Below are 22,990 nucleotides of genomic sequence, written 5' to 3' on the forward strand. Positions count from 1 at the left end.
ACCCGGCCCGTAGGGCAATCAATACATGGCCGCGGAGCGGCTTTTATTGACGGGTCGCCGCAGGCGTGGCCACGAGGGTGGCACCCGCCGGCTCTTGCTCCAAGCCGCCGGCTCTCGCTCCAAGGCCGACCCTCCTAGAGCCAGCCGCTCAACCCCCCAGCTTCCTGGCCTGCTCCCGCATCGCGTCCGCCTGCCGTGTCCAGTCGGCGATGCGCTGGCGCTCCTGCGCCACCACCTCGGCCGGTGCGTTGGCGACGAAGCTGGCGTTGCCCAGCTTGCCTTCGCACTTGCGCACTTCACCTTCGATACGCGCGATCTCCTTGGCCAGGCGCGCTTTCTCCGCACCCACGTCGATCAGGCCTTCCAGCGGGATCAACGCACGCATACCGCCAACCACGGCGGCGGCTGCGGCCGGCTCTTCACCTTCGACCCAGACAGGCGTCTCCACGCGACCGAGGAATGCGATCTGCGCGGCGAACTTGCTGGCGCGTGCGCGATCGGCGGCGTCGCCGTCGGCGAGCAGCAGCGGGATGACCTTGCCCGGGGCGATGTTCATTTCGGCCCGGATGCGGCGCACGCCGGTCAGCACGCCCTTGACCCATTCGATCTCGGCCGTGGCGGCATCGTCGCCTTCGATATCGGCGGCTTCCGGGTAAGGCTGCAGCATGATCGTGGTGCCCTCGATGCCGAGCAGCGGACGCACGTGCTGCCAGATTTCCTCGGTGACGAAGGGGATCATCGGATGCAGCGCGCGCAGCAGCGTTTCCAGTACATGCACCAGCGTATAGCGGGTGGAGGCGATGGCGGCGGTGTCGGTGCCGGCCAGTGCCGGCTTGGACAGTTCGAGGAACCAGTCGCAGAACTCGTTCCAGGTGAACTCGTACAGCGCCTGTGCGGCCAGGTCGAAGCGATACGCGGCGAGTTGTTCCTTCACCGTGGCCAGCGTGTCGCGCAGGCGCGTGAGGATCCAGCGCTCGGCCTCGGTCGCCGGGGGCACGGGCGCGATGCGGGTGTCCTCGCCGAGGTTCATCAGCACGAAGCGCGAGGCGTTCCACAGCTTGTTGACGAAGGCCTTGTAGCCGCCGGCGCGCTCCAGGTCGAACTTGATGTCGCGGCCATGCGTGGCCAGCGAGGCGAAGGTGAAGCGCAGCGCGTCGGCGCCGAAGGCGGGGATGCCTTCGCCGAATTCCTTGCGCGTGGACTTCTCGATCTTCTCGGCCATCTTCGGCTGCATCAGGCCGCGGGTCCGCTTGGCCAGCAGGTCGTCCAGGCTGATGCCGTCGATGATGTCGAGCGGGTCCAACACGTTGCCCTTGGACTTGGACATCTTCTGGCCGTCCTTGTCGCGGATCAGGCCCGTGACATAGACATCCTTGAAGGGCACCTCGCCGGTGAAGTGGTCGGTCAGCATGATCATCCGGGCGACCCAGAAGAAGATGATGTCGAAACCGGTGACCAGCACGCTGGACGGCAGGTAGCGGTCGAAGCCCAGCTCGGCCTGCCGCTCGGGGTTGGGCCAGCCCAGCGTGGAATGGCTCCACAGCCCGGACGAGAACCAGGTTTCCAGCACGTCGTCGTCGCGGCGCAGCGCGCCGGTATAGCCCTGCGCGGCGGCCTTTGCCGATGCTTCGGCATCGTCGCGGGCCACGATGACGGTTCCCGTGTCGGTATACCAGGCGGGAATGCGATGGCCCCAGGTCAGCTGGCGGCTGATGCACCAGTCCTGGATGTTGCCCAGCCAGTGGCGGTAGGTGCTGATCCAGTTCTCGGGCACGAACTTCACGTGGCCCTGCTCGACCAGTTCCAGGCCACGGGCGGCCAGGGTGTCCATCTTCACGAACCACTGCCAGGTGAGATACGGCTCGATGACCTGGCCGCTGCGGTCGCCGCGCGGCACCTGCAGCTTGTGCTTCTTCGTCTCGACCAGCAGGTCCGCCGCTTCGAGGTCGGCGAGCACGGCCTTGCGTGCGACGTAGCGATCCATGCCGCGGTATTTCTCCGGCGCGGCGTCGTTGATCCTCGCCTCGTCGGTGAGGATGTTGATCATCGGCAGGTCGTGACGCAGGCCGACCGCGTAGTCGTTGAAATCGTGCGCGGGGGTGATCTTCACGCAGCCGGTGCCGAAATCCTTCTCGACGTAGTCGTCGGCGATGATCGGGATCTGCCGATCGGACAGGGGCAGGGCGAGCATCTTGCCGACCAGGTGCGCGTAGCGTTCGTCGTCCGGATGCACGGCCACGGCAGAGTCGCCCAGCATGGTTTCCGGACGCGTGGTGGCGACCACCAGCTCGCCCGAGCCATCCGCCAGCGGATAGCGGATCGACCACATGGAGCCGTCTTCTTCCTCGCTGACCACTTCCAGGTCGGAGATGGCCGTTTTCAGCACCGGGTCCCAGTTGACCAGCTTCTGGCCGCGGTAGATCAGGCCTTCCTCGGAGAGGCGGACGAAGGTCTCGACCACCGCCTCGGACATGCCCTCGTCCATGGTGAAGCGCTCGCGCGACCAGTCGCCGGAGACGCCCAGGCGGCGCATCTGCCGGCCGATGGTGTCACCGGATTCCGCTTTCCATTCCCACACGCGGGCGATGAACGACTCGCGGTCGAGGTCGGCGCGCTGCTTGCCTTCGGCGTTGAGCTGGCGGGTGACCACCATTTCGGTGGCGATGCCGGCGTGGTCGGTGCCCAGCTGCCACAGGGTGTCGTAGCCGCGCATGCGGTGGTAGCGCACCAGCGTGTCCATCAGCGTGTGCTGGAACGCGTGGCCCATGTGCAGGGTGCCGGTCACGTTGGGTGGCGGCAGCATGATCGTGTACGGGGTGCCCTTGCCGGACGGCTTGAAGCAGCCGTCGGCTTCCCAGCGGGCGTACCACTTCGACTCGATCTGGCTGGGCTCGAAACTCTTGTCCATGTGTGGGCTCTCGGATCGCGCCGCGAAGGGGCGCGCTTTGGAAGACGAAAAGACGGCCATTGTAGGCGATACTTGGCGGATGACTGAACCGGAAGTGGCCGCGATCCTCGGCGCGGAGGGCCCCTTTGCCCGTGAAGTACCGGGATTCGCCCCGCGCGAGGCCCAGCAGCGCATGGCCGAGGCCGTGTCCACGGCGATCGCGGAGCGCGACGTGCTGATCGCCGAGGCCGGTACCGGCACCGGCAAGACGTTCGCCTACCTCGTGCCCGCCCTGATGTCGGGGCGCAAGATCATCGTTTCCACCGGCACCAAGGCCCTGCAGGACCAGCTGTTCTTCCGCGACCTGCCGCGCGTGCATGCCGTGCTGGGCAGTCGCGCCCGCACCAGCCTGCTCAAGGGGCGGGCCAATTACCTGTGCCTCTACCGGCTGGACCAGTCCGTCCGCGAAGGCAACCCCGACCGCCAGCTGGCCTCCCAGCTCTCGGCCATCCGCGCGTGGTCGGCCCGCACGCGCCGCGGCGACCGCATGGAAATGGTCGATATCCCCGAGGACTCCCCGGTATGGCCGCGCGTCACCTCCACGCCGGAAAACTGCCTGGGCACGGAGTGCGCGTTCTTCGACGACTGCCACGTGGTCAAGGCCCGGCGCGATGCGATGGAGGCCGATATCGTGGTGGTCAACCACCATCTGCTGATGGCGGACCTGGCCCTCAAGCAGGATGGCTTCGGCGAACTCCTGCCGGGCGCGGACGCGTTCATCCTGGACGAGGCCCACCAGATCCCGGAACTGGCCGGCCAGTTCTTCTCGCAAAGCGTCAGTGCCCGGCAAATGACCGACCTGGCCCACGACGCGCTGGCCGAGGCGCAGGGCGTCACGGGCGCCACCAGCCAGCTGCTGGAGCCCGTGGAAGCGGTGCGGGACCTGATCCGGCGGCTGCGCCTGGCCATGGACCCCTTGCCGGCGAAGGGCCCTTTCGGCGCGCTGGATCGCGACGGCGCGGTGCATGGGCTTCTGACGGAACTGCGCGACCTCATGGCCGCGTTGTCCGATCTGCTCGGCGCGCTGGGCGAGCGCTCGCGCTGGCTGGCCAACGTGTTCGAGCGGGCGCAGATGCTCAGCCTCCGCCTGGACCGCATCGCGGAGGAACACTCCGCCAGCGACGTGCGCTGGTACGAGACCTTCCCCCGCGGCTTCGCGTTGCACGCGACGCCGCTGGACCTGGCATCCCCGCTGCGTGCCATGCGGGCCTCCACGGATGCGGCCTGGATACATACCTCGGCCACGCTGTCGATCGCGGGCGATTTCGGCCACTTCGCCCGCCAGCTGGGCATCGAGGATCCACGCACCCTGCATGTCGACAGCCCGTTCGACTATGCACGGCAAGCGCTCGCCTACCTGCCCAGAGACCTCCCCGATCCCGCAGCCCGCGATTTCACCGACAAGGTGGTCGCGGCGATCCGGCCGGTGCTGGACGCCTCGGACGGTCGCGCGTTCCTGCTGTTCACCTCGCACCGTGCCCTGCGCCGGGCGGCGGAGTTGCTGGAAGGCCGCGTGCCGTGGCCGCTGTTCGTGCAGGGCAGCGCGCCTCGCCATCGCCTGCTGGAGGAATTCCGCGCCAGCGGCCGCGGCGTGCTGCTGGGCGCGGCCAGTTTCTGGGAGGGCGTGGACGTGGCCGGCGAGGCATTGAGCGTGGTGGTGATCGACAAGCTGCCGTTCGCCATGCCGGACGATCCGGTGTTGCAGGCGCGCCTGGAAGCCCTCGACGAAGCGGGCATCAATCCCTTCATGGGCTGGCAGGTGCCCACCGCGGTCATCGCGTTGAAGCAGGGCGCGGGCCGCCTGATCCGCGACGTCAACGATCGCGGGGTGCTGGTGCTGTGCGATCCGCGCCTGAGCACCAAGGGCTATGGCCGCCTGTTCCTCGCCAGCCTGCCGCCGATGCCGCGCACGCGCGAACTGGCCGACGTCACCGCGTTTTTCGCGACGCCCTGACGCCCGCGTTCGGCCTGTTCTTGCCTTCGTAAGGCCATGTCCCCGACGTGTCCACCGCCCCTGCGGCCCCCACCATGGACGTCACTGTCGATGAAGGAGAACGCCGATGTTGCGCTGGACGCAGACGATCACCGCCAAGGTGCTTGGCATCGGGCTACTGGCCCTGCTCATGCTCATTCCGTTGACCCAGGCCGACGGGCTGGTGCGCGAGCGCCAGTCGATGCGCGATACGGCCGCGGTACGCGTGGCCGATGGCTGGGGTGGCCCGCAGACGATCGGTGGTTTCGTACTGGCCGTGCCGACGCACAGCGAAACCCGTGACGCCGAGGGCAAGCTGGTCGCCAGCCGCAACGATACCGAGATCGTGCTGGCCGATGAACAACGCACCGTGGCCGATCTTGCGGTCGAGAAGCGTCGGGTCGGCATGTACGAGGTGCCCGTCTACACCGGCGACGTGACGCTCAGCGGGCGCATCCTTCCCGACGACCTGCACCGTTTCGCCGACGAAAGCGGCGCGACGTGGTCGATGGATCGCGCGGAATTGCGCCTGCTGATCGCGGACGTTCGCGGGCTGCAGCACATCGCCATGGCCACCGTGGACGGCAAGCCGGTGCGACTGGCCTCGTCCACGGCCCGCCTCGGGCCCTACACCGTGTTGTCCGTGCCGGTGGCGATCGACCCGGGCCGCCGCACCCCGCTGGATTACGCGGTGACGCTGCGCATCGCGGGGACGGAATCGTTCTCGGCGTTGCCGCTGGCGCGCAACAACAGCGTGAGGATACGTTCGCCCTGGCCGGACCCGAGCTTCATCGGTGCCCTGCTGCCGGGTACGCGCCAGGTGAGTAGCCGAGGTTTCGATGCCTCGTGGCAGGTGCTGGATCTGAATCGCGCCTACGGACAACACTGGAGCGCGAGCGACGACGACGTGGGCAAGCGTCTCGACCCCTCCGCCCTCGGCGTCAAGCTGTACCAGCCGGGCAGCGTGTATCAACAGAACGACCGCGCCGGCAAATACGGCCTGTTGTTCATCGCGCTCACCTTCGTCGCCTTCTTCCTTTTCGAAGTGCTCCGCGGCCTGCGCCTGCATCCGGTGCAATACCTGCTGGTCGGCGCCGCGATGACCAGTTTCTACGTCCTGCTGCTGGCGCTGTCCGAGCAGATCGGTTTCGGACCGGCCTATGCGGTGGCCTCCGCCGCGGTGGTGCTGATCGTTGGTGGCTACGCCGTCGCCGCGTTGCAGGCCCGGCGTGCCGGGCTGACCCTCGGGGGCGTGCTCGCGCTGGTTTACGCCATACTGTACGGCCTGATCGGCGCGGAACAGTACGCGCTGCTCATCGGCGCGGTGGTACTGGTCGCGGTGGTCGCCGTGCTGATGTACCTGACCCGCCGGATCGACTGGTACGCCCAGGGCGTGCCCTTCAACCCCACCCCGGATACGCCATGAACTTCCTCGCCATCGAAACCTCCACGGAAGCCTGCTCCGTCGCCCTCGTCCACGGTGACGTAGTGATCGCGCGCAGCGAGATCGCGCCACGGCGGCACGCGGAGCTGGTGCTGCCCATGGCGGACGAACTGCTCGCCGAGGCCGGCCTGAAACGCGAGGCGCTCGACGGTATCGCCGTGGGTCGCGGCCCGGGCGCCTTCACCGGCGTGCGGCTGGGCGTGTCGCTGGCCCAGGGCATGGCGATGGCGCTGGATGTGCCGGTGGTCACCGTGTCGTCGTTGCAGGCGCTGGCGCTGGAGGCCCCGGAAGACGACGCTGCGATCCTCTCCGTGATCGATGCGCGGATGGGCGGTATCTATGTGGCTGCGTGGCGCCGCGAAGACGACGGCAGCGTGACGCTGATCGACCGCGAGCGGGTGGACACGGCCGAGGCGCTGGTGTTGCCCGAGGCGTCGGCCTGGCACGTGGTCGGCAGCGGCTGGGCCACGTATGAAGCCGTGCTGCGGGAGCGCATCCATGCACCGATCCGTTCGGCGGACGGTGCGCGCTTTCCGCAGGCGCGGCGCGTCGCCGAGGTGGCGGCACCGTTGTTCCGCGACGGCAAGGCCGTGGCGCCCGAGCTGGCCCTGCCGGTGTACCTGCGGGACAAGGTGGCGCTGACGCTGGTGGAGCAGGGCAAGGCCTGAGGCGAGGCCCGTTCAGCGCGTGACCAGTACCGCCTCGATCACCGCGCATACGTGCTCGAAGCACGCGTCGTCCAGCCACAGGCTGTTGGTGATGGTCAGGGTGCGTGCGGCGAAGTCGCGCGCGTGCGGGATGTCGTCGGCGCCGGGCATGGCCTCGAGATAGTCGTAGTCGGGCAGGGCGTGCACGAACATGCGCGCCACGCCGTGGCGCGATGCCCATAGCCGCTTCAGCACCGCGTCGCGAGCGGCTTCGTCGGGCAGGCGCAGCATCAGGTAAGGCCAGGTGCCGCCTTCGTCGGTGAACACGTGTACGCCGGGAATCGACGCGAGCGCTGGCAGGCGCGCGGCGGCCTGGGCCCGCGTGGCTTCGATGAAACCGGGCAGGCGTGCGAACGCGCGCGCACCCACCGAGCGACGCCAGCGTCCCACGCGGTGCAGCGGAAAGTCCGCATGGAAATCCTCCCCGGCCGCGGCCACCAGGTCGCCGCGGCGAAGGGCGCGCCGCATCGACCGACCGTAGGCCAGGCCCATGCCCGAGGGACGGTAGAGTGCCGCGTATCCGGCCAGCTCCAGCGAGCGGCGGATCTCCCAGCCCGGGTGCCAGCGCACCACGCGATGCGAGGCGCGCCGGAAGCGTTCGCGCCAGACATCGTCCTGGGCGACCAGTAGGCCGCCTTCGAAGATCGACAACCCCTTGCCCGCCGCCAGGCTGTAGAAGCCGATGTCGCCCAGCGTGCCGGCAAAGCGTCCGTCGATACGCGCGCCCAACGCCTGGGCCGTGTCCTCGACGGTGAGCGCGCCCACGGCATGGGCGATCGTGTTGGCGCTGGCCACATCGGCGGTGCGTCCACCCAGGTGGGTCGGCACCACGGCCAGGGTCTGCGGGCCGCAGGCCGCTTCCAGTCGCTGGGGATCCATGTCGAAGCTACCGGGCAGCAGGTCGACCAACCGCGGCACCAGGCCGGCGCGGCGGATGGCCAGCGGCACCAGCGGGCAGGTGAAGGCGGGAATGGCCACTTCGCGTCGCGAGCGGGCGTATTCTGACAGCGCGGTGAGGGCGACGGTGAGCGCCGCGGTGCCGGAGCACTCCAGTTGCGTCTCTTCCACGCCCAGCCAGGACGCGGCGAGGGCCGTCAGCGGTGCGCGGACATCGCCGCCGAAGTCGGCCATGCCCAGCGGAAGCCCCGCTGTGGGCGGTGTTTCGGGGTCAGGCCGGAACCACATCACGCACCGTTCCGTCGCCACGCTCGGCGAAGGCCAGGCAGACGATGCCGGCCACGATCGCCACGGCGCCCGCGATCTGCGTGGGCGTGACCGGTTCGGCGAACACCCACCACGACAGTAGCATCACGCTCACCACTTCCAGGTGGGAGGCGGCGAACGCGGGGCCGATCGGGGCATGCTTGAGCAGGCTCATCCAGGTGAGGAACGCACCGATGTAGCCGACCACGGCGCCGTAGATCCAGGGATGGGAGAACACACGGGCGATCCACGCCGTGCTCATTTCCACCGGCAGCGCCTGCGTACCGGCGATCTTGAAGCAGACCAGGTTGAGCGTGTCGAAGGCCAGCAGCAGGCCGAAGCCGATCAGGTAGAAGCGTTTCACGAGCCGGCTCCCACGATGGCGACGCCGGCGGCGACCAGCAGGATGCCGGTGACGCGCAGGGGGCTGAGGCGTTCGCGGAACAGCACGCGCCCGGCGATCATGATCGCCACGATGTTGATCGAGCCCAGCAGCACGCCCTCGGACAACGGCACCAGCGACAGGAAGGCGATCCAGACGAGGAACTCGGCCACGTAGCAGCCGATGCCGGTCCAGATCCACGGCCGTGCCAGCATGTAGCGCCAACGTGCCAGGCCGTCACCCGCGCGCTCGTCGCCCGCGGCCGCCTTGAACGCCAGCTGGCCGCCGGTGTCCAGCACGACGTTGGCGATCCACAGCGCCAGCACCAGCCCGTGCATCGCTCAGGCCGCCATGCGCGTGGGCCGCGCGTCACGCGCGATGCGGCCGAAGAAATCGGCGGTGCGTTCGATCAGCATGCGGCGTTCGCGGTCGATCGTGATCATGTGGTAGCTGTCGCCCAGCAGCAGCATCTCGATCGGCCCACGCACCCGCCGGGTCACGAGGTCGGCGTTGGCCAAGCTGGCCACGTCGTCCTCCGCGGCATGCGCCACGAAGCACGGCGCCGTGACCTCGGGAAGCCGGCGACGCACGTCGCGCGAGAGTTCCACCATCTCGGCCAGGGCGTGCCACGGGTTGCCGGGCAGGCCGGCGGCCGCGCTGTCGCCGGAGAACATGGCGTTGCTGACCTGCGCGCGCAGGCGCTCGTCGCGGATGCCGTAGGGCGGCTGCTCGATGAAACTGCGATGGCGCCCGATGCCCATGCGCTTGATCCACGGCAGCAGGAAGGACAGCCGGCCGCGCCAGCCGATCGACCAGCCGTCGTAGCGGAAGGTGGCGCCGAACACGCCTACGCCATCCACCCAGGTCGGCTGCACGGCGGCAAGGCGCAGGGCCAGTACGGCGCCCATGGACAACCCGGCCACGAACAGGCGGTCGACCCGGCCGCGCAGTTCGTCCGCGGCGGCCTCGACGCTGGCATACCAGTCCTGCCAGGTGGTATCCAGCAGGTCTTCCTCGCTGCCGCAGTGACCCGCCAGTCGCACGCCCACGACGGTGAAGCCTGCGCGGTTGAGGCCCTTGCCGACCATCCGCATCTCGTTGGGCGTGCCGGTGAGGCCATGGATCAGGAGGACGCCATCGCGCCCGCCTTCGAAGTGGAATTCCGTCGGGTGGCTCACACCTGACCTCATGGGATCGTTGCTGTTGGGTGCATGGTGCCGTGGCGTGGTTTCAGCCGGCTTTCCGGTCAGGCGGCCGGCAGGGCGGGGAAGCGCAGCTCGACGCGCAAGCCGCCCGACGCGGCGTGCATGAAGCGGACCCGTGCTGCGTGGCGCTCGGCGATGCTTTCGACGATGGCCAGGCCCAGCCCCGTGCCGTCCTCGTCCGCCCCGGGTACCCGGAAGAACCGTTCGCCCAGTTGCTCGAGGAACACGTCCGCCACGCCGGGGCCGTCGTCTTCCACCGCCAGCACCGCATCGTCGCCGTCGCGCGTGGCGGACACGGTGACGCTGTGTCCGCGGCCGGCGTAGTGGAAGGCGTTATCCACCAGGTTGTCGATCACTTCCTGCACCTGCAGCGCGTCGCCCCGCACGTGGATGGGCGCGTCGGGTCCCTCGTAGCCCAGGTCGACGCCCAGGCCCAGCGCCTGGTGAACCCGCACGGCCACCGACTCGGGCACGATCACGGCCAGGTCGATGATCGCCATGCCGTCGTGATCGGGCAGGTCGGGCGACTGCGTGCGGGTCAGCGCCAGCAACTGCGCCGAGGTGCGGGCCGCGCGCGCCGCCAGCCGGTGCACGTGGCGCAGGGCCTCGTCGCGCTGGGTGGGGTCGGTGATCGCCTCGTAGCGTTCCACGTGCAGCTGGATGCCGGCCAGCGGCGTGCGCAGCTGGTGGGCCGCGTCGGCGATGAAGCGTTCCTGCAGGCCGATCATGTTGCGCATGCGCGCGAACAGGTCGTCGATGGTGCGGGTCAGCGGCAGTATCTCGATCGGCACGTCTTCCTCGCCGATCGGCCCGAGGTCGTGGCCACGTCGACCCAGCCGCGCCGTCAGGGGTTCCAGCACGCGCAAACCGTGGCTGACACCCAGCCATACCAGCGACAGCACGGCCACGATCAGCAGGGCCTCGATGGGCAGGGTCAACAGCAGGATCTCGCGTGCGCGGGCATGCCGGTCGCGCAGGTTCTCGGCCACCGTGATGGTCAGCACGTCGCTGTCGTCGTGGCGGTTGGGCACGCGCATGATCGCGCCGCGCAGCGGCCGGTGGCCCAGGAAGGTGTCGTAGAGCAGGGGCGGGGCGTCGGTGGCTACCGGTTCGCCGGGGCCGGCGAGGTCGGCGTTGCCGATCATCCGGCCGTGCCGGTCGCTGACCACCGTGTAGTAGTTGCGTCCGTCGGGGTCGTATTCGAGCAGGAAGCGGGCCTGCGCGGTCAGTTCGCCGCGCAGCGCGTCGTTGCCGATCATTTCGGACAGCGTGAGTGCCGAGTCGGACAGGTCGGCATCGTGGACACGGTTGGAGTAGGCCAGTGCCGCGAAGTAGGCGACCACGGCGTCCAGCAGCAGGACGCCCAGCACCGGCACGAGGAGGAAGGTCAGCAGGCGCCGACGCAGACTCGGCCTGGCGGAACGCTGCGTCGCATGACGCCGTTCAGGCATCCGCGGATTCTTCGAGCAGGTAGCCCAGGCCGCGGATGGTGCGCACGTTGGTGCCCGACCCGTGCAGCTTGCGTCGCAGGCGGTGCAACGCGATGTCCAGCCCGTTGTCGGTCAGGTCCTCGTCCCAGTTGCACAGCGCCTCGACCAGCTGGGCGCGGCTGGTGACCTTGTCCGCACGCGTGGCCAGTGCCTCGATCAGGCCGAACTCGCGGGCCGTCAGGTCCAGCGGTGCCTCGTCGATCCAGGCACGGTGGCCGGGGATGTCGAGCCGCAGGCGGCCGATACGGAACTCCGGCGTGCCCTTGCTGGTGCGGCGACGCAGCAACGCACGCACACGGGCGTCGAACTCGGCCAGCGCGAACGGCTTGACCAGGTAATCGTCGGCACCCAGGTCGAGCACCCGCACGCGTTCCTTCAGGCCCTCGCGTGCCGTGATCACCAGTACCGGCAGGATGGCGCCCCGTTTGCGGGCCCGGGCAAGCACGTCGCTGCCGTCGAGCAGGGGCAGGCCCAGGTCGAGCACCAGCAGGTCGTAGTCGTGGTCGCGCAGGGCGTGGTCCGCACTGGCCCCGTCGGGCACATGGTCGACGGCGTGGCCACCCTGTTCGAGGGAGGCCCGCACGGCGGCGGCGATGGCGGCGTCGTCTTCGGCAAGGAGTATGCGCATGGTGGGCAAGGATACGCTGGGTAACGGACGTGCGCACGTTGTCGCGACAGGCTTTCCCGGCCTGAACCATCCGGCACGATCCGTACGCAGGCTCAGGGGTTGGAGGCCTCGGTCCCGGATTGCGCTGAAGCGTATCGAGGCGTCGTCAGACTACGCGCAACGAGACGACGCCGTTGGCGTAGCCCTCGACGCGCAGGGCTGTGAGGTCGGTGATCCAGTCCACGTCCGCGTCGATTTCCTCGGGATGGTCGCCGGCGATGGCGATGACTCTCGCGCCGGCGGCACGCCCCGCGTCGATGCCTGCGCGGGCATCCTCGAACACCAGGCACTCCTTCGGTGCGGCACCCATGCGTGTCGCGCCCAGCAGGTAGCCCTCCGGATGCGGCTTGCCCTCGGTGACGATCTCACCGGTGACCATGCGCGGGGGCGGCACGATGCCGGCAGCGCCGAGGCGTACCGTGGCGAGGGTGGTGTCGGCCGAGGTCACGATCGTCCAGGTTTCCGGGGGCAGGGCCGCCAGGAGATCGAGTGCGCCGGGAATCGGCACGATGCCGTCGACGTCGTGCACTTCCTCGTTGTACAGCCGCTTGTAGACGGCATCCACGTCCATGCCCGGCGTGGCGAACATGCGCACGGAGTCGAGCATGCGTACGCCGTGCAACCTGGGCAGGACGACATGCCAGTCGAGGCCGTGCTCGTCGCACCAGCGTTTCCATATCCTCTCGACCAGCACGCGCGAATCGATCAGCGTGCCGTCCATGTCGAAAAGCAGGGCGCGGGTCTGGATGAGCGTGCCCGGTTCAAGTCGCATGATGTCTCCGTAGGGGGATGGGCTTGCCACCATACCCCACAATTCCCTTGCAGGTAGGAGCGCACGATGTGCGCGAACCCAAATCCCCTCTATGGCGAATGAAGCCATACCCACCTAATCAAAACACATCGCCTCATTCGTCACGATCACGCGTGAGGGATCGCCCACATCGTGGGCTCCTACCCGCACACGGGGCGGCCGTGGAATGAGGCCACCGCGCGAACGAGGCCATAGCCCCGCCGATGAAACGGTGGTTTCGGGATGCGTCAGCGCGCCGGTTGCGCCACGTGGTTGCGGATTGCCTCGGCGAGGATCGTGTTCACTTCCTCGGAGGCCTTGCGCGCTGCTTCCGACTGCCTGCGTCCCCACTCGGCCATGGCCTTGCCCTGTGCTGCACGCTGCTGTCCGATCGCCGCCATCTTCTGCGCGACGGCCGCCTGCTCGCTGGCGATGGTGGCATGGCCTGCCGCATAGGCTGCGCCATCGCGAGGACCGGAAGGACCGACTTCTCGAGAGACCAGGCTGGCCTGTTGTGCCGAGAGCTTGGCCATCTGCTCGTTGAGCATGGCCTGCTGCCGTTCGAGCATGGACTCCTGCCGGTCGATGTCGGCCTGCTTTCCCGCGCCTGCCTCGCCCATGTCGGCCGGGTGCGAGACTTCCTGGTACGCCTCATGGATGCGCTTGATATACGCCGGATCACGCAGTATCCAGGCCTGCGTACCGCGCCGGTACCAGACGAACGACCTGGCGTCGGCGCGATACGCGGCCTCGGCCCGTGCGAGGTCGCTCGCGGTGCCGGTGGCGACGTGGATGTCGTCGGATGAGAAGACGAAGCCGTCCGTGGGCTGCCCGTGGATTTCCGTGATGTCGGTCGTGCGCGATGTCGAGGCTGCCGGCGTGGCGGGTGGGACGGGTGGCACGGGTGCCACGGCGGTAGGCATCGGCGCGGCCGGAGCGGCTGGCCGCGCGGGTAGCGGATCGTTCGTCGTCGCAGCGGCGGGTGCCGCGGCGAATGCTGCACGGGCTGGCGCGGGCTGAGTCGCCTGCGGGGCGGCTCCCACGCGCCACGGGAAGACGCCGCCGAGGGCGAGCACGGTGACGAGGCACAGGGTGAGCATGCGCGGATGGGTGTCGTTGGCCTGGGCGAGCATGAGCAATCTCCGTTTCAGCGTGCGGAAAGTGGGTGACGCGCCGGGAAGCGCATGGTGGGGACGCGGGGCGACGCCCATGCGGACGAGCAGACGGCCGTATGTTTTTGCCAGGGTGTCGCCGCGCGACACCACCAGCGCGTCGCAGGCGGCCTCGCGGCACAGGGCGTACTCGCGCACGGCCACGTGCACCAGGGGGTGGAAGAAGAACAGCGTGCGTGCCGTGGCCGGTATCCAGCCGAGCATCAGGTCGCCGCGGCGGACATGGGCCAGTTCGTGCATCAGGGCGAGGTCGAGTTCATCGTCGGAGAGGTGGTCGTGCAGGGGCAGCAGGATGGTGGGCCGCCAGAAGCCGATCACCTGCGGGGAATGCACTTCCGTCGACACCGCCAGGCGGGGCGATCGGCGCAGCCCGAGTTCGCGAGCGCGGCGGGCGCACAGCGTTTCCACCCGTACGTCGTCGTGAGGCATGGCGCGCGCGGCCACGCCGGCCAGCGTGCGCCAGCGCAGTACGGCCACCACGGCCTGTACGATCACGCCCAGTGCCCAGGCGAACAACAGCATGGCCGCCCATGAGAAGCCTGCGTCGCCGATATCGTTACCTGCGGGAGTGACGAGGGCCGCCGCAGGGAATGCGCCCGGCAAGGTCAGCGGCATGACGGCGGTGGCGTCGTCCGCCGCAGTGACCGTGGCGATCGCAGGCAGGACGGGCAGGGCGATCAGGGTCGGCGAGATCACGCCGACCACCAGCTGGGCACCCAGCAACCACCACAGCACGGTCCTGGCGGAGGCCGACATCGTTGGAACGAGTCGACACACGGCGTAGATCGCGCCGCAGAGGAGGATCGCCTGCAGCGACGCGTGGATCAGTCGCGACAGCATTTCATCGAGAAGCATGCCCATGTCAGCGCTCCTTCCGTCGGGATTGCAGTGTGTCGACGAGGGCTTCCAGTTCGGCCAGTTCGGTATCGCTCACCTGCCCACGCTCGGACATCCACGCCACGAAAGGCGAAACGGAGCCCTGCAGGGTCTTTTCGACAAAGCGCGCCACCGCCCCCGTCATGACCTCGCCGCTGCCGTTGGTCACGCTGTAGCGGTACATGCCGTCGATGCGCCGGCGGGACAGGTATCCCTTCGCACGCAGTCGCTCCATCATCGTCAGCACTGTCGAGCGTGCCAGCCCGCGGCTTTCGCCATAGCCGGCGCACACCTCGGCCACCGACGACCGCGGGGCCTCCTCGATGTAGTGCAGGAGGGCCAGCTCCTGGTCGCCCACGCTCTTGCTGCTCATGCCGCCACTCCTGACTACAGATGTAATCAGCCTGCGCCCTGACGACAGGTGTAGTCAACCGTGACCATCGGCCTATATCCGCACCGAAACGCGAAATGCGAAACGACGCGCGGGGTAGGAGCGCGCGCTATGCGCGAACCCTCATGCTCCGGTAGAACGAATGAGGCGATGCCTCGGTGGGGGTGGCGGTGGCTTCGTTGGGCGCTCGGAAACGCCTATGCTTTTTATGGGCATGGCTTCTTTCGCGGTAGTAAAGCTCTCGGGATCGCCCACATCGTGGGCTCCTACCTCCGGGGTTTGGGGAGGGTGGTGAACACATCCACAAAAAAGCCTCCGCCCGGGGGGCGGAGGCTTCATGGGTACCCTACGATCGCGGAAGCGCCAGGCTTCCGCGATGGATCAGGCAGCCGCGTCCTTGAGCTTCTTCAGCGGACGGACCTTGACCTTGACCGAGGCGGGCTTGGCGGCGAACCAGCGCTCTTCACCGGTGAACGGATCCTTGCCCTTGCGCTTCGGCTTGGCGGCGACGGCCACCGAGGTGATCTTCAGCAGGCCGGGCAGCGTGAACGTGCCGGCGCCCTTCTTGTGGATCGAGGCGCTGATGGCGCTCTCGAGCGAGGCCATGACGGCCTTGACGCTCTTGCTGTCGACGCCGCTCTGCTCGACGATGTGCGAGACGAGCGTGGACTTCGAGAACGCATCCTTGATCGGCTTGAGCGCGGCCGGGGCCTTTGCAGCCTTCACGGCGCCCTTGGCGGGAGCCTTGGCAGCCTTCTTCGCCGCCGTTTTTTTGGTCGTGGCCATGGTTATCCTTGTCACTTGAATCGAATGAGGCGGCCTTTCCGGCCGGTGCCCAGCGGGCGACTCACTCTAGCGTTGCTTTCGCCCGCTGAAAATAGGGTCCGGGCAGTTTTTTTGCATTTCGAGCCCTTTTTTTACGGTCCCGTGTGATGCAATGCGGAATAACCGCCGCCACGCCGCCTGCACCGCGCATGAGCACGGCGCAGGCATGGCCTCACGACATCCCCGCAAGCACCTTGTCCAGCGTGATCGGATAGTCGCGAATCCGTACGCCGCATGCGTTGTAGACGGCGTTGGCGATGCAGGCGCCGGCCCCGGAAATGCCCACCTCGCCCAGTCCCTTGATCTTCAGCGGGTTGGCCTTGTCGTCGAGTTCGCTGAGGAAGATCGCTTCCATCGGTCCGATGTCCGCATTGACCGGCACGTGGTACTCGGCGAAGTCGTGGTTGACGAATGCGCCGTAGCGCGGGTCCATCACGATCTCTTCCGAGAGGGCGGAGCCGACCCCGAAGATCATGCCGCCCAGCGCCTGGGACCTGGCCGTTTTCGCATTGAGGATGCGGCCGGCGGCGAAGACACCCAGCATGCGCCTCAGCCTTACCTCGCCGGTGTCCACGTCGACGCCGACCTCCGCGAAGAACGCGCCATAGGAGTTCTGGTTGTAGTCCGTGTTGTTGCTGCCCGGCTCGATGCCGCCCTCGGCCTCCACCCCATGCTGCCCGGCCAGGGCGGCATAACCGACGCGCTTGTCGCCGCCGGATACGTGACCGTCCTCGAAGCGGGCCTGGGTGGGATCGATGCCCGCGGAGTGGGCCAGCTTGTCGCGTAGCTGCATGCATGCATCGTAAAGCCCGGAACCGGCACTGGCCGCACCGAACGAGCCGCCCGAGCCCGGTGTGTCGGGAAAATCGGAGTCGCCCAGCAGGATCGTCACCCGGTCCAGCGGCAGGCCGAGCAGGTCGGCGGCGATCTGCGTGAACACCGTGTACGAGCCGGTGCCGATGTCGGTCATGGCCATGCGTGCCGTGAGGTGCCCATCCGCATCCAGGTGCACATGCGCCTTGGAGGCCTGCAGCATGTTGCCGCGTATGCCGGACGACATGCCCATACCGACCAGCCAGCGCCCATCGCGGACCTGTGCCGGTGTGGCGACGCGCTTGTCCCAGCCGAAGCGACGTGCTCCGTCGCGCATGCATTCCACGACCTGCCGCGAGGAAAACGGCACCCCCAGTTCGGGATCGACAGTCGGCTCGTTGCGTACGCGCAGCTCGATCGGATCGATGTCCAGCTGGATCGCCAGTTCGTCCATGGCGCCTTCCAGTGCCAGCAGGCCGACCGCCTCGCCGGGCGCGCGCATGGAGATCGCCGGGGGCAGGTCCAGGTCGGTGTGCCGATGCGTGTTCAGCCGGTTCTCGCCGGCATAGCGCGAGCGGGTGCCGAGCACGGTCGGCTCGAACTCGTCATTGCCCGGCTCGTTGCCCGACCATGCCTCGTGGGCCTCGGCGAGGATGCGCCCCTCGCCATCGGTGCCCAGGCGCACGCGCTGGATGGTGTTGGTGCGGTGGCCGACCACGTGGAACAGTTGCTGTCGGGTCAGCACGAGCTTTACGGTGCGTCCCGTGGCCTTCGCCGCCAGGGCTGCCAGCACCGCATCGGGCTGAACGTCCAGCTTGCTGCCGAAGCCGCCACCGATATAGGCCGACAGCAGGCGCACTTTCTCCGGGGGTACGCCGAAGGTCGCGGCCAGCACCTTGCGCCCCGGCGTGGGCATCTGGTTGGAGGTCTCCACGGTCAGCTTGCCATCGTCCCACTGCGCCACCGTGGCGTGCGGCTCCATCGCCGCGTGGAACTGGAAGGGCGTGGTGTAGGTGACGTCCAGCGTGTGCGTGGCCGAGGCATAGGCGGCCTCGAAATCGCCCTTGCCGGTATCGGCCTTGGCGAACGACAGGTCTTCGGGCTTGCGCGCCTTGTCTTTCTCGGCGGCCAGTTCGAAGCGGCCCGGCTTCGCCTCGTAGCCGGCCTCGACCAGCGATGCGGCGTGGCGCGCCTGCTCGTACGACTCCGCGATCACCAGGGCAATGGGCTGCCCGTAATGCTTGACGGCATCGCCGTCGAGTTGCGGCAACGCGTCGTCGGATGAGGTGTCCTGCTCCGGCACGTTGTCCGGGGTCAGCACCTCGACCACGCCCGGCGCCTGCCTGGCGGCTGTCGTGTCCAGATGCGCCACACGACCCACGGCGATGGTGGCCAGCACGGGGAAGGCATAGGCGACCTCGCCGATGCCGCCGTGCTCGGCGGCATAACGCGCTTCGCCGCGTACCTTCAGGGGGCCGTCCACCCGGTCGATCGGCTTGCCGGTGAAGCCGTCTGGACGATCGTCCAGCGGTGTGGTGCCGACGGTTTGATCCATGCGAATCGTCATGCGGCGGTCCTCCCACTGGCTTCGATCAGAACGGCGCCCAGCGTGCGCCGGACAAGCGGTACCTTGAAATCGTTGCTGCCATGGCCTTGGGCTTCAGGCAGCGCTTTCCCGGCGAGGGCGCGCAGCGAAGCCTCGTCGGTGGCGGTGCCGTGCGCGGTGGCCTCCCAGGCATCGTCACGCCAAGGCTTGTGCGCCACCCCGCCGAAGGCCACGCGTGCCGAGACCAGGCCGCTGTCGCCGACATCGACGATCGCGGCGATCGACACCAGCGCGAATGCGTAAGAAGCACGGTCACGCACCTTGCGATAGATCTGCCTTCCCGCAGGTGCGGGCGGCAGCGTCACGTGCGTGATCAGCTCGCCGTCCTGCAGCACGTTCTCGATATGCGGGGTGTCACCCGGTAGCGTGTAGAAGTCGCCGATGGGAATGTCCCGCGATTCGCCCTGTGCCGATACGGTATGGACCACGGCATCGAGCACCCGCATGGCCACCGCCATGTCCGAAGGGTGCGTGGCGATGCAGGCCTCGCTGGTGCCGACGATGGCGTGGATGCGGTTGTAGCCGCCGATGGCCGCGCAACCGCTGCCGGGCTCGCGCTTGTTGCACGGCATGGCGGTGTCGTAGAAGTAGTAGCAGCGGGTGCGCTGGAGCAGATTGCCGCCGGTGGTCGCCTTGTTGCGCAACTGGCCCGACGCACCGGCCAGCAGGGCGCTGGCAAGCACCGGATAGCGTTCGCGCACGCGCACGTCCGCGGCCAGGTCGCTGTTGCGCACGAGGGCGCCGATACGCAACCCGCCGTCCGCGGTGTCCTCGATGCCGGCCAGGTCCAGCCGGTTGATATCGACCAGGTGGTCCGGGGTTTCGATGCCCAGCTTCATGAGGTCGAGCAGGTTGGTGCCGCCCGCGATGAAGCGGGTGTGCCGCTGCGCACGGGCCGCATCCGTCGCCGCGGCTGGGCTGGTGGCGCGCTCGTAGGTGAACTGTTTCATGCGTCGGCCTCCGCGGCATCCGCGATGGCGGCGACGATGTTGGGATAGGCGCTGCAGCGACACAGGTTGCCGCTCATGCGTTCGCGGATCTCGTCGTCGGTCAGGGTGGGTCGGCTTGCCACATCGGCGGTGACGGCACTGGCCCAGCCGGCGCGCACTTCCTCCAGCATGCCGGTGGCGGAGCAAAGCTGGCCCGGGGTGCAGTAGCCGCACTGGAAGCCGTCGTGCTCGACGAAAGCCGCCTGCAGGGGGCTCAGCGTCGCGCCGTTGGCCAGGCCTTCGACCGTGGTGATCGACTCGCCGTCGTGCATCACGGCGAGGGTGAGGCAGGCGTTGATCCGGCGGCCTTCGACCAGCACGGTGCATGCGCCGCACTGCCCATGGTCGCAGCCCTTCTTCGAGCCGGTCAGGCCGAGGTGCTCGCGCAGTGCGTCCAGCAGCGTGACGCGCGGATCGATGTCGAGTACGTGTTCCGCGCCGTTGATGCGCAGGCGGGTGGATACGCTTGGGGATGTGTTCGGCGGCATGCCGTTCTCCGTGGGTGGGCGACGAGATGCGCCGCTGCCTGGGTGAACCACGGTTTTAGAGGGAGCTGCGTGAAAGAGGCGGGGTGGAAGCGTGCCGCCTGCTTCCCGCCGTTTTTACATCGACCGGATCATTGCCGGTCCAGCAGGCCGGCAGCTACCGCACGGGCCACGTCGTCTTCCGTGTCCAGGTCCTGGGCGAGCGCCTCGTTGCGCACGCGATGGACATCGTGCCCGGCCCAGAGCGCACGAAAACCACGGTCGCCGTGCAGGGTGGCGGCGCGTGCGAGTGTCGTTGCCCGCAAGACGGCCGGCACGCCCGCGGCATCGCCATAGGCGGTGACGGTGTCCTGCGTGCCATCGTGCTCACGCAGCAGCCGCTCCAGGTGTACCTCGTCCAGCGCCAGCTGGTCCACGACGACGACCAGCACGGGGCCGTCGCGGCCGGCGAGCGCGTCGGCGGCGAGGTGCAACGACGACGCCATGCCCGTCGCCCAGTGTGGATTGAACACGGGCAGCGCGCCGTTCAGTCGGCCGCACAGGTGCTCGGCGTGCGCACCGACGACGGCGATGGTCTTGCCGGGCCGCGTGGAGGCTACCAGCCGCGAAATGCGACCGACCAGGGTTTCGCCGTCCCGTGTCAGCAACTGCTTGGGCCGCCCCAGTCGGAGGCTGCCGCCAGCGGCCAGGATCACGGCATCGTGGCGGCCGGTCACAGGTGCCGCGCGCGGTCGCGCTGGCAGACCTGCGCCAGGATGGACAAGGCGATGCCATGCGGTGTCTGCGCGCCGATGGGCAGGCCCGCCGGAAGGTGCAGACGATCCAGCGCCGCATCGTCCACACCGTCGTCGCGTAAGCGGTCCACGCGTGCACCGATCTTGTTGCGGCTGCCGAGCACGCCGACGGCGAAGGCGGCCGAGCGCAACGCATGCGAGGCCACCGCGTGATCCACTTCCGCGTCGTGGCTCAGAGCGTAGATGGCGGTGCGGTCGTCCACCCGCAGCGCGTCCAGCGCCACGCCCAGCGCGCGCGGGTCGTAGTCCGCCAGGGTCACGCCCGGGGGCGGTTCGGTCGGGCCATGGGGTCGCAGCAGCACCACCTCCACGCCCATCGCCGGGGCCAGTCGCGCCACTGCCAGGGTGACCGGGTCGCCCCCAACGGTGACCAGTCGCAGCGGCGGCAGGCGCACGTCCGCGTAGCGGTCGTCATCGGGATCCGCCATGCCGTCGACGATCGTCCAGTCGCCGGTGGTACGGTCGGTCAGCACGGTTACCGTGTGGCGCTCGCGCCGGGCGGCGGACAGTGCGTCGACGTACCGGGAGGGCTCGCGCAATTCGCGGACGAAGATGCCGATGCGCCCGCCGCACGTGAGCTGGATATCCAGCACCGGGCTGCCCACGCCGTAATCGAGCAGGCGCGGCCGGCCCTCGGCCAGGGCGGCCAGGGCCTCCTGGGCGACGGCGGCTTCCACGCAGCCGCCGGAGACGTAACCCGCCACGCGGCCGTCGGCGGCGATCGCCATCTCGCTATACAGCGGCCGTGGCGAAGGGCCGGCCACGTCCACCAGCGTAGCCAGGGCCACGCGGCCTGCCTGCGCGTACTGGTCGAGGGTGGGCAGCAGGTCGTCGACGAGGGCGTATTCCGGCCAGGCGGGCCAGGCAGGCGGGGACGGGGGATTCGAGGCGTTCATGGATGAAGTCTGGCACGATGGCATGTGAAGGCCGGGCGGGGTTTGGACACATCCCGCCCACGCGCAACGTGGTTTCCTGAGGCGACATGTCCCCACTCATCGACCGTCACGGCCGTACCAAGCGCAAGCTGCGGATATCGCTCACCGACCGCTGCAATTTCCGCTGTACGTATTGCATGCCCGAGCATCCGGACTGGCTTCCCCGGAGCACCCTGCTTGCGCGCGAGGAAGTGGTTCGCCTGGCCGGCCTGTTCGTGGACAACGGCATCGACCAGATCCGCCTGACCGGTGGCGAGCCCTTGCTGCGTCGCGACCTGCTCGAATGCGTGCGCGATATAAACGCCCTGCGTGAGCGGGGCCTGCGCCGCCTGTCGATGACTACCAACGCCTCGCGCATCGCCCCGCGTGCGGCCGAGTTGGTGGCGGCGGGTATCGACGACTTCAACGTCAGTCTCGACGCGGTCGATCCGGATACGTTTCGCCGGCTGACCCGGCGTGAGATCGCCCCGGTGCTCGATGGCATCGCCGCGCTGGTCGATGCCGGTGCCCGCATCAAGCTCAACGCGGTGGTGATCCGCGGCGACAACGACAAAGACGTGGTGCCGCTGCTGGAATGGGCCATGGCCCGCGACATCCCGCTGCGCTACATCGAATACATGCCGCTCGACGCGCCCGGACAATGGAAGCGCGATGCCGTGGTATCGGAGGCCGAGATGCTGGCGGCCATCCGTGCGACGCACCGCGTCGACGACCTGCCACGTGGCAACGATCCGTCCACGCCCTACCTCGTGGACGGGCGTTATTCGCTCGGCGTCATCTCCACTGTTTCCAATCCCTTCTGTTCCACCTGCGACCGCCTGCGGCTGACGGCCACGGGCGAATTGTTCACCTGCCTGTTCTCGCCCCTGGGCACGCCGCTGGGCGCGCGCATGCGCGAGGGCCTTGCCGACGACGTGCTGGCCGAGCAGGTCCGGCGCGCGGTCTGGCTCAAGGATGCCGGTTACGCGTCGCGTCCTGGTCCCGTCGACCGGCCGCTGACCATGCACGCCATGGGTGGATGAGCGCTTTCCTACGGATTTGCCATGACATCGATCATTTTCGAACTCTTCGCCAACCTGGAGCGGTTGGCCGGCCGACACGAATGCACGGTGGAGATCGACGACACGGTAGCCACCGTGGGTGACGCCGTGGCGCGGCTCGCTGTCGCTCATCCGGCCCTGGCCGCGTCGCTGGAGCGCTGCGCCTGCGTATCCGGTGACACCATCGTGCGCCGCGCGGACGCGTTACCGGCCGACGGCCGCATCGCCTTGCTGCCGCCCGTGGCCGGAGGCTGACC

At 68.6% G+C, this 22,990-nt stretch carries 21 protein-coding genes; 5 read left to right on the forward strand and 16 right to left on the reverse strand.

The window, feature by feature from the left end; genetic code table 11:
- Nucleotides 1-148 precede the first annotated feature (148 nt).
- Nucleotides 149-2,908: a valine--tRNA ligase gene (locus AB8808_RS04515; protein ID WP_369927113.1), complete on the reverse strand. Its 2,760-nt coding sequence runs from the start codon at nucleotides 2,906-2,908 to the stop codon at nucleotides 149-151.
- Between the two features lie 79 nt (nucleotides 2,909-2,987).
- On the opposite strand from AB8808_RS04515, the gene yoaA reads away from it, so the two are divergent.
- From yoaA to tsaB, 3 genes are all read left to right on the forward strand, one after another.
- Nucleotides 2,988-4,901: a DNA repair helicase YoaA gene (gene yoaA / locus AB8808_RS04520; RefSeq protein ID WP_369927115.1), complete on the forward strand. Its 1,914-nt coding sequence runs from the start codon at nucleotides 2,988-2,990 to the stop codon at nucleotides 4,899-4,901.
- A 106-nt stretch (nucleotides 4,902-5,007) separates the two neighbouring features.
- Nucleotides 5,008-6,345 (forward strand): cell envelope integrity protein CreD, encoded by a 1,338-nt coding sequence (creD, locus tag AB8808_RS04525; RefSeq protein ID WP_369927117.1) that lies wholly within the window; start codon nucleotides 5,008-5,010, stop codon nucleotides 6,343-6,345.
- Nucleotides 6,342-7,031 carry a tRNA (adenosine(37)-N6)-threonylcarbamoyltransferase complex dimerization subunit type 1 TsaB gene (gene tsaB, locus AB8808_RS04530; protein ID WP_369927119.1) on the forward strand — a complete coding sequence of 230 codons (690 nt, stop codon included), beginning with the start codon at nucleotides 6,342-6,344 and terminating at the stop codon, nucleotides 7,029-7,031. The genes creD and tsaB overlap by 4 nt, the downstream gene beginning before the upstream one ends.
- Before the next feature lie 12 nt (nucleotides 7,032-7,043).
- On the opposite strand, the gene AB8808_RS04535 is transcribed toward tsaB, so the two are convergent.
- From AB8808_RS04535 to AB8808_RS04605, 15 genes are all read right to left on the reverse strand, one after another.
- Nucleotides 7,044-8,255 (reverse strand): DegT/DnrJ/EryC1/StrS family aminotransferase, encoded by a 1,212-nt coding sequence (locus AB8808_RS04535; RefSeq protein ID WP_369927121.1) that lies wholly within the window; start codon nucleotides 8,253-8,255, stop codon nucleotides 7,044-7,046.
- Entirely contained in the window at nucleotides 8,239-8,637 is a 399-nt protein-coding gene (locus AB8808_RS04540) for a DMT family transporter (RefSeq protein WP_369927123.1), read from the reverse strand. The genes AB8808_RS04535 and AB8808_RS04540 overlap by 17 nt, the downstream gene beginning before the upstream one ends.
- The gene (locus AB8808_RS04545) at nucleotides 8,634-8,993 is read right to left on the reverse strand and encodes an EamA family transporter (RefSeq protein WP_369927124.1); all 360 of its coding nucleotides are present in this window, start codon (nucleotides 8,991-8,993) and stop codon (nucleotides 8,634-8,636) included. Before AB8808_RS04545 ends, AB8808_RS04540 begins: the two co-directional genes overlap by 4 nt.
- Before the next feature lie 3 nt (nucleotides 8,994-8,996).
- Nucleotides 8,997-9,845 carry an alpha/beta hydrolase gene (locus tag AB8808_RS04550; protein ID WP_369927125.1) on the reverse strand — a complete coding sequence of 283 codons (849 nt, stop codon included), beginning with the start codon at nucleotides 9,843-9,845 and terminating at the stop codon, nucleotides 8,997-8,999.
- A 56-nt stretch (nucleotides 9,846-9,901) separates the two neighbouring features.
- Nucleotides 9,902-11,311, reverse strand: a complete 1,410-nt coding sequence (locus AB8808_RS04555) for a sensor histidine kinase (protein WP_369927126.1) — start codon at nucleotides 11,309-11,311, stop codon at nucleotides 9,902-9,904.
- Nucleotides 11,304-11,978 carry a response regulator gene (locus AB8808_RS04560; protein WP_036137178.1) on the reverse strand — a complete coding sequence of 225 codons (675 nt, stop codon included), beginning with the start codon at nucleotides 11,976-11,978 and terminating at the stop codon, nucleotides 11,304-11,306. Before AB8808_RS04560 ends, AB8808_RS04555 begins: the two co-directional genes overlap by 8 nt.
- Before the next feature lie 145 nt (nucleotides 11,979-12,123).
- Nucleotides 12,124-12,789, reverse strand: a complete 666-nt coding sequence (locus AB8808_RS04565; RefSeq protein WP_369927127.1) for an HAD-IA family hydrolase — start codon at nucleotides 12,787-12,789, stop codon at nucleotides 12,124-12,126.
- Nucleotides 12,790-13,055: 266 nt separating this feature from the next.
- The gene (locus AB8808_RS04570) at nucleotides 13,056-14,840 is read right to left on the reverse strand and encodes a M56 family metallopeptidase (protein ID WP_369927128.1); all 1,785 of its coding nucleotides are present in this window, start codon (nucleotides 14,838-14,840) and stop codon (nucleotides 13,056-13,058) included.
- A 1-nt stretch (nucleotide 14,841) separates the two neighbouring features.
- On the reverse strand, nucleotides 14,842-15,228 hold the full coding sequence (locus tag AB8808_RS04575) for a BlaI/MecI/CopY family transcriptional regulator (RefSeq protein ID WP_285406759.1): 387 nt from the start codon (nucleotides 15,226-15,228) through the stop codon (nucleotides 14,842-14,844).
- Nucleotides 15,229-15,627: 399 nt separating this feature from the next.
- Nucleotides 15,628-16,032, reverse strand: a complete 405-nt coding sequence (locus AB8808_RS04580) for an HU family DNA-binding protein (RefSeq protein ID WP_036137170.1) — start codon at nucleotides 16,030-16,032, stop codon at nucleotides 15,628-15,630.
- Nucleotides 16,033-16,243: 211 nt separating this feature from the next.
- A complete protein-coding gene (locus AB8808_RS04585; RefSeq protein ID WP_369927130.1) occupies nucleotides 16,244-18,451 on the reverse strand; it encodes a molybdopterin cofactor-binding domain-containing protein in 2,208 nt (735 codons plus the stop codon).
- The gene (locus AB8808_RS04590) at nucleotides 18,448-19,440 is read right to left on the reverse strand and encodes an FAD binding domain-containing protein (RefSeq protein WP_369927131.1); all 993 of its coding nucleotides are present in this window, start codon (nucleotides 19,438-19,440) and stop codon (nucleotides 18,448-18,450) included. Before AB8808_RS04590 ends, AB8808_RS04585 begins: the two co-directional genes overlap by 4 nt.
- Nucleotides 19,437-20,018: a 2Fe-2S iron-sulfur cluster-binding protein gene (locus AB8808_RS04595; protein ID WP_369927133.1), complete on the reverse strand. Its 582-nt coding sequence runs from the start codon at nucleotides 20,016-20,018 to the stop codon at nucleotides 19,437-19,439. The genes AB8808_RS04590 and AB8808_RS04595 overlap by 4 nt, the downstream gene beginning before the upstream one ends.
- Nucleotides 20,019-20,095: 77 nt before the next feature.
- Nucleotides 20,096-20,680, reverse strand: coding sequence for a nucleotidyltransferase family protein (locus AB8808_RS04600; protein ID WP_369927135.1), 585 nt, complete (start codon nucleotides 20,678-20,680; stop codon nucleotides 20,096-20,098).
- On the reverse strand, nucleotides 20,677-21,654 hold the full coding sequence (locus tag AB8808_RS04605) for an XdhC family protein (RefSeq protein ID WP_369927137.1): 978 nt from the start codon (nucleotides 21,652-21,654) through the stop codon (nucleotides 20,677-20,679). The genes AB8808_RS04600 and AB8808_RS04605 overlap by 4 nt, the downstream gene beginning before the upstream one ends.
- Before the next feature lie 86 nt (nucleotides 21,655-21,740).
- On the opposite strand from AB8808_RS04605, the gene moaA reads away from it, so the two are divergent.
- Both moaA and AB8808_RS04615 read left to right on the forward strand, forming a co-directional pair.
- The gene (gene moaA / locus AB8808_RS04610; RefSeq protein WP_369927139.1) at nucleotides 21,741-22,715 is read left to right on the forward strand and encodes a GTP 3',8-cyclase MoaA; all 975 of its coding nucleotides are present in this window, start codon (nucleotides 21,741-21,743) and stop codon (nucleotides 22,713-22,715) included.
- A gap of 21 nt (nucleotides 22,716-22,736) precedes the next feature.
- A complete protein-coding gene (locus tag AB8808_RS04615) occupies nucleotides 22,737-22,988 on the forward strand; it encodes a MoaD/ThiS family protein (RefSeq protein WP_369927141.1) in 252 nt (83 codons plus the stop codon).
- Nucleotides 22,989-22,990 lie beyond the last annotated feature (2 nt).

The organism is Xanthomonas sp. NCPPB 2632, assembly GCF_041228075.2.
Classification (GTDB): domain Bacteria; phylum Pseudomonadota; class Gammaproteobacteria; order Xanthomonadales; family Rhodanobacteraceae; genus Luteibacter.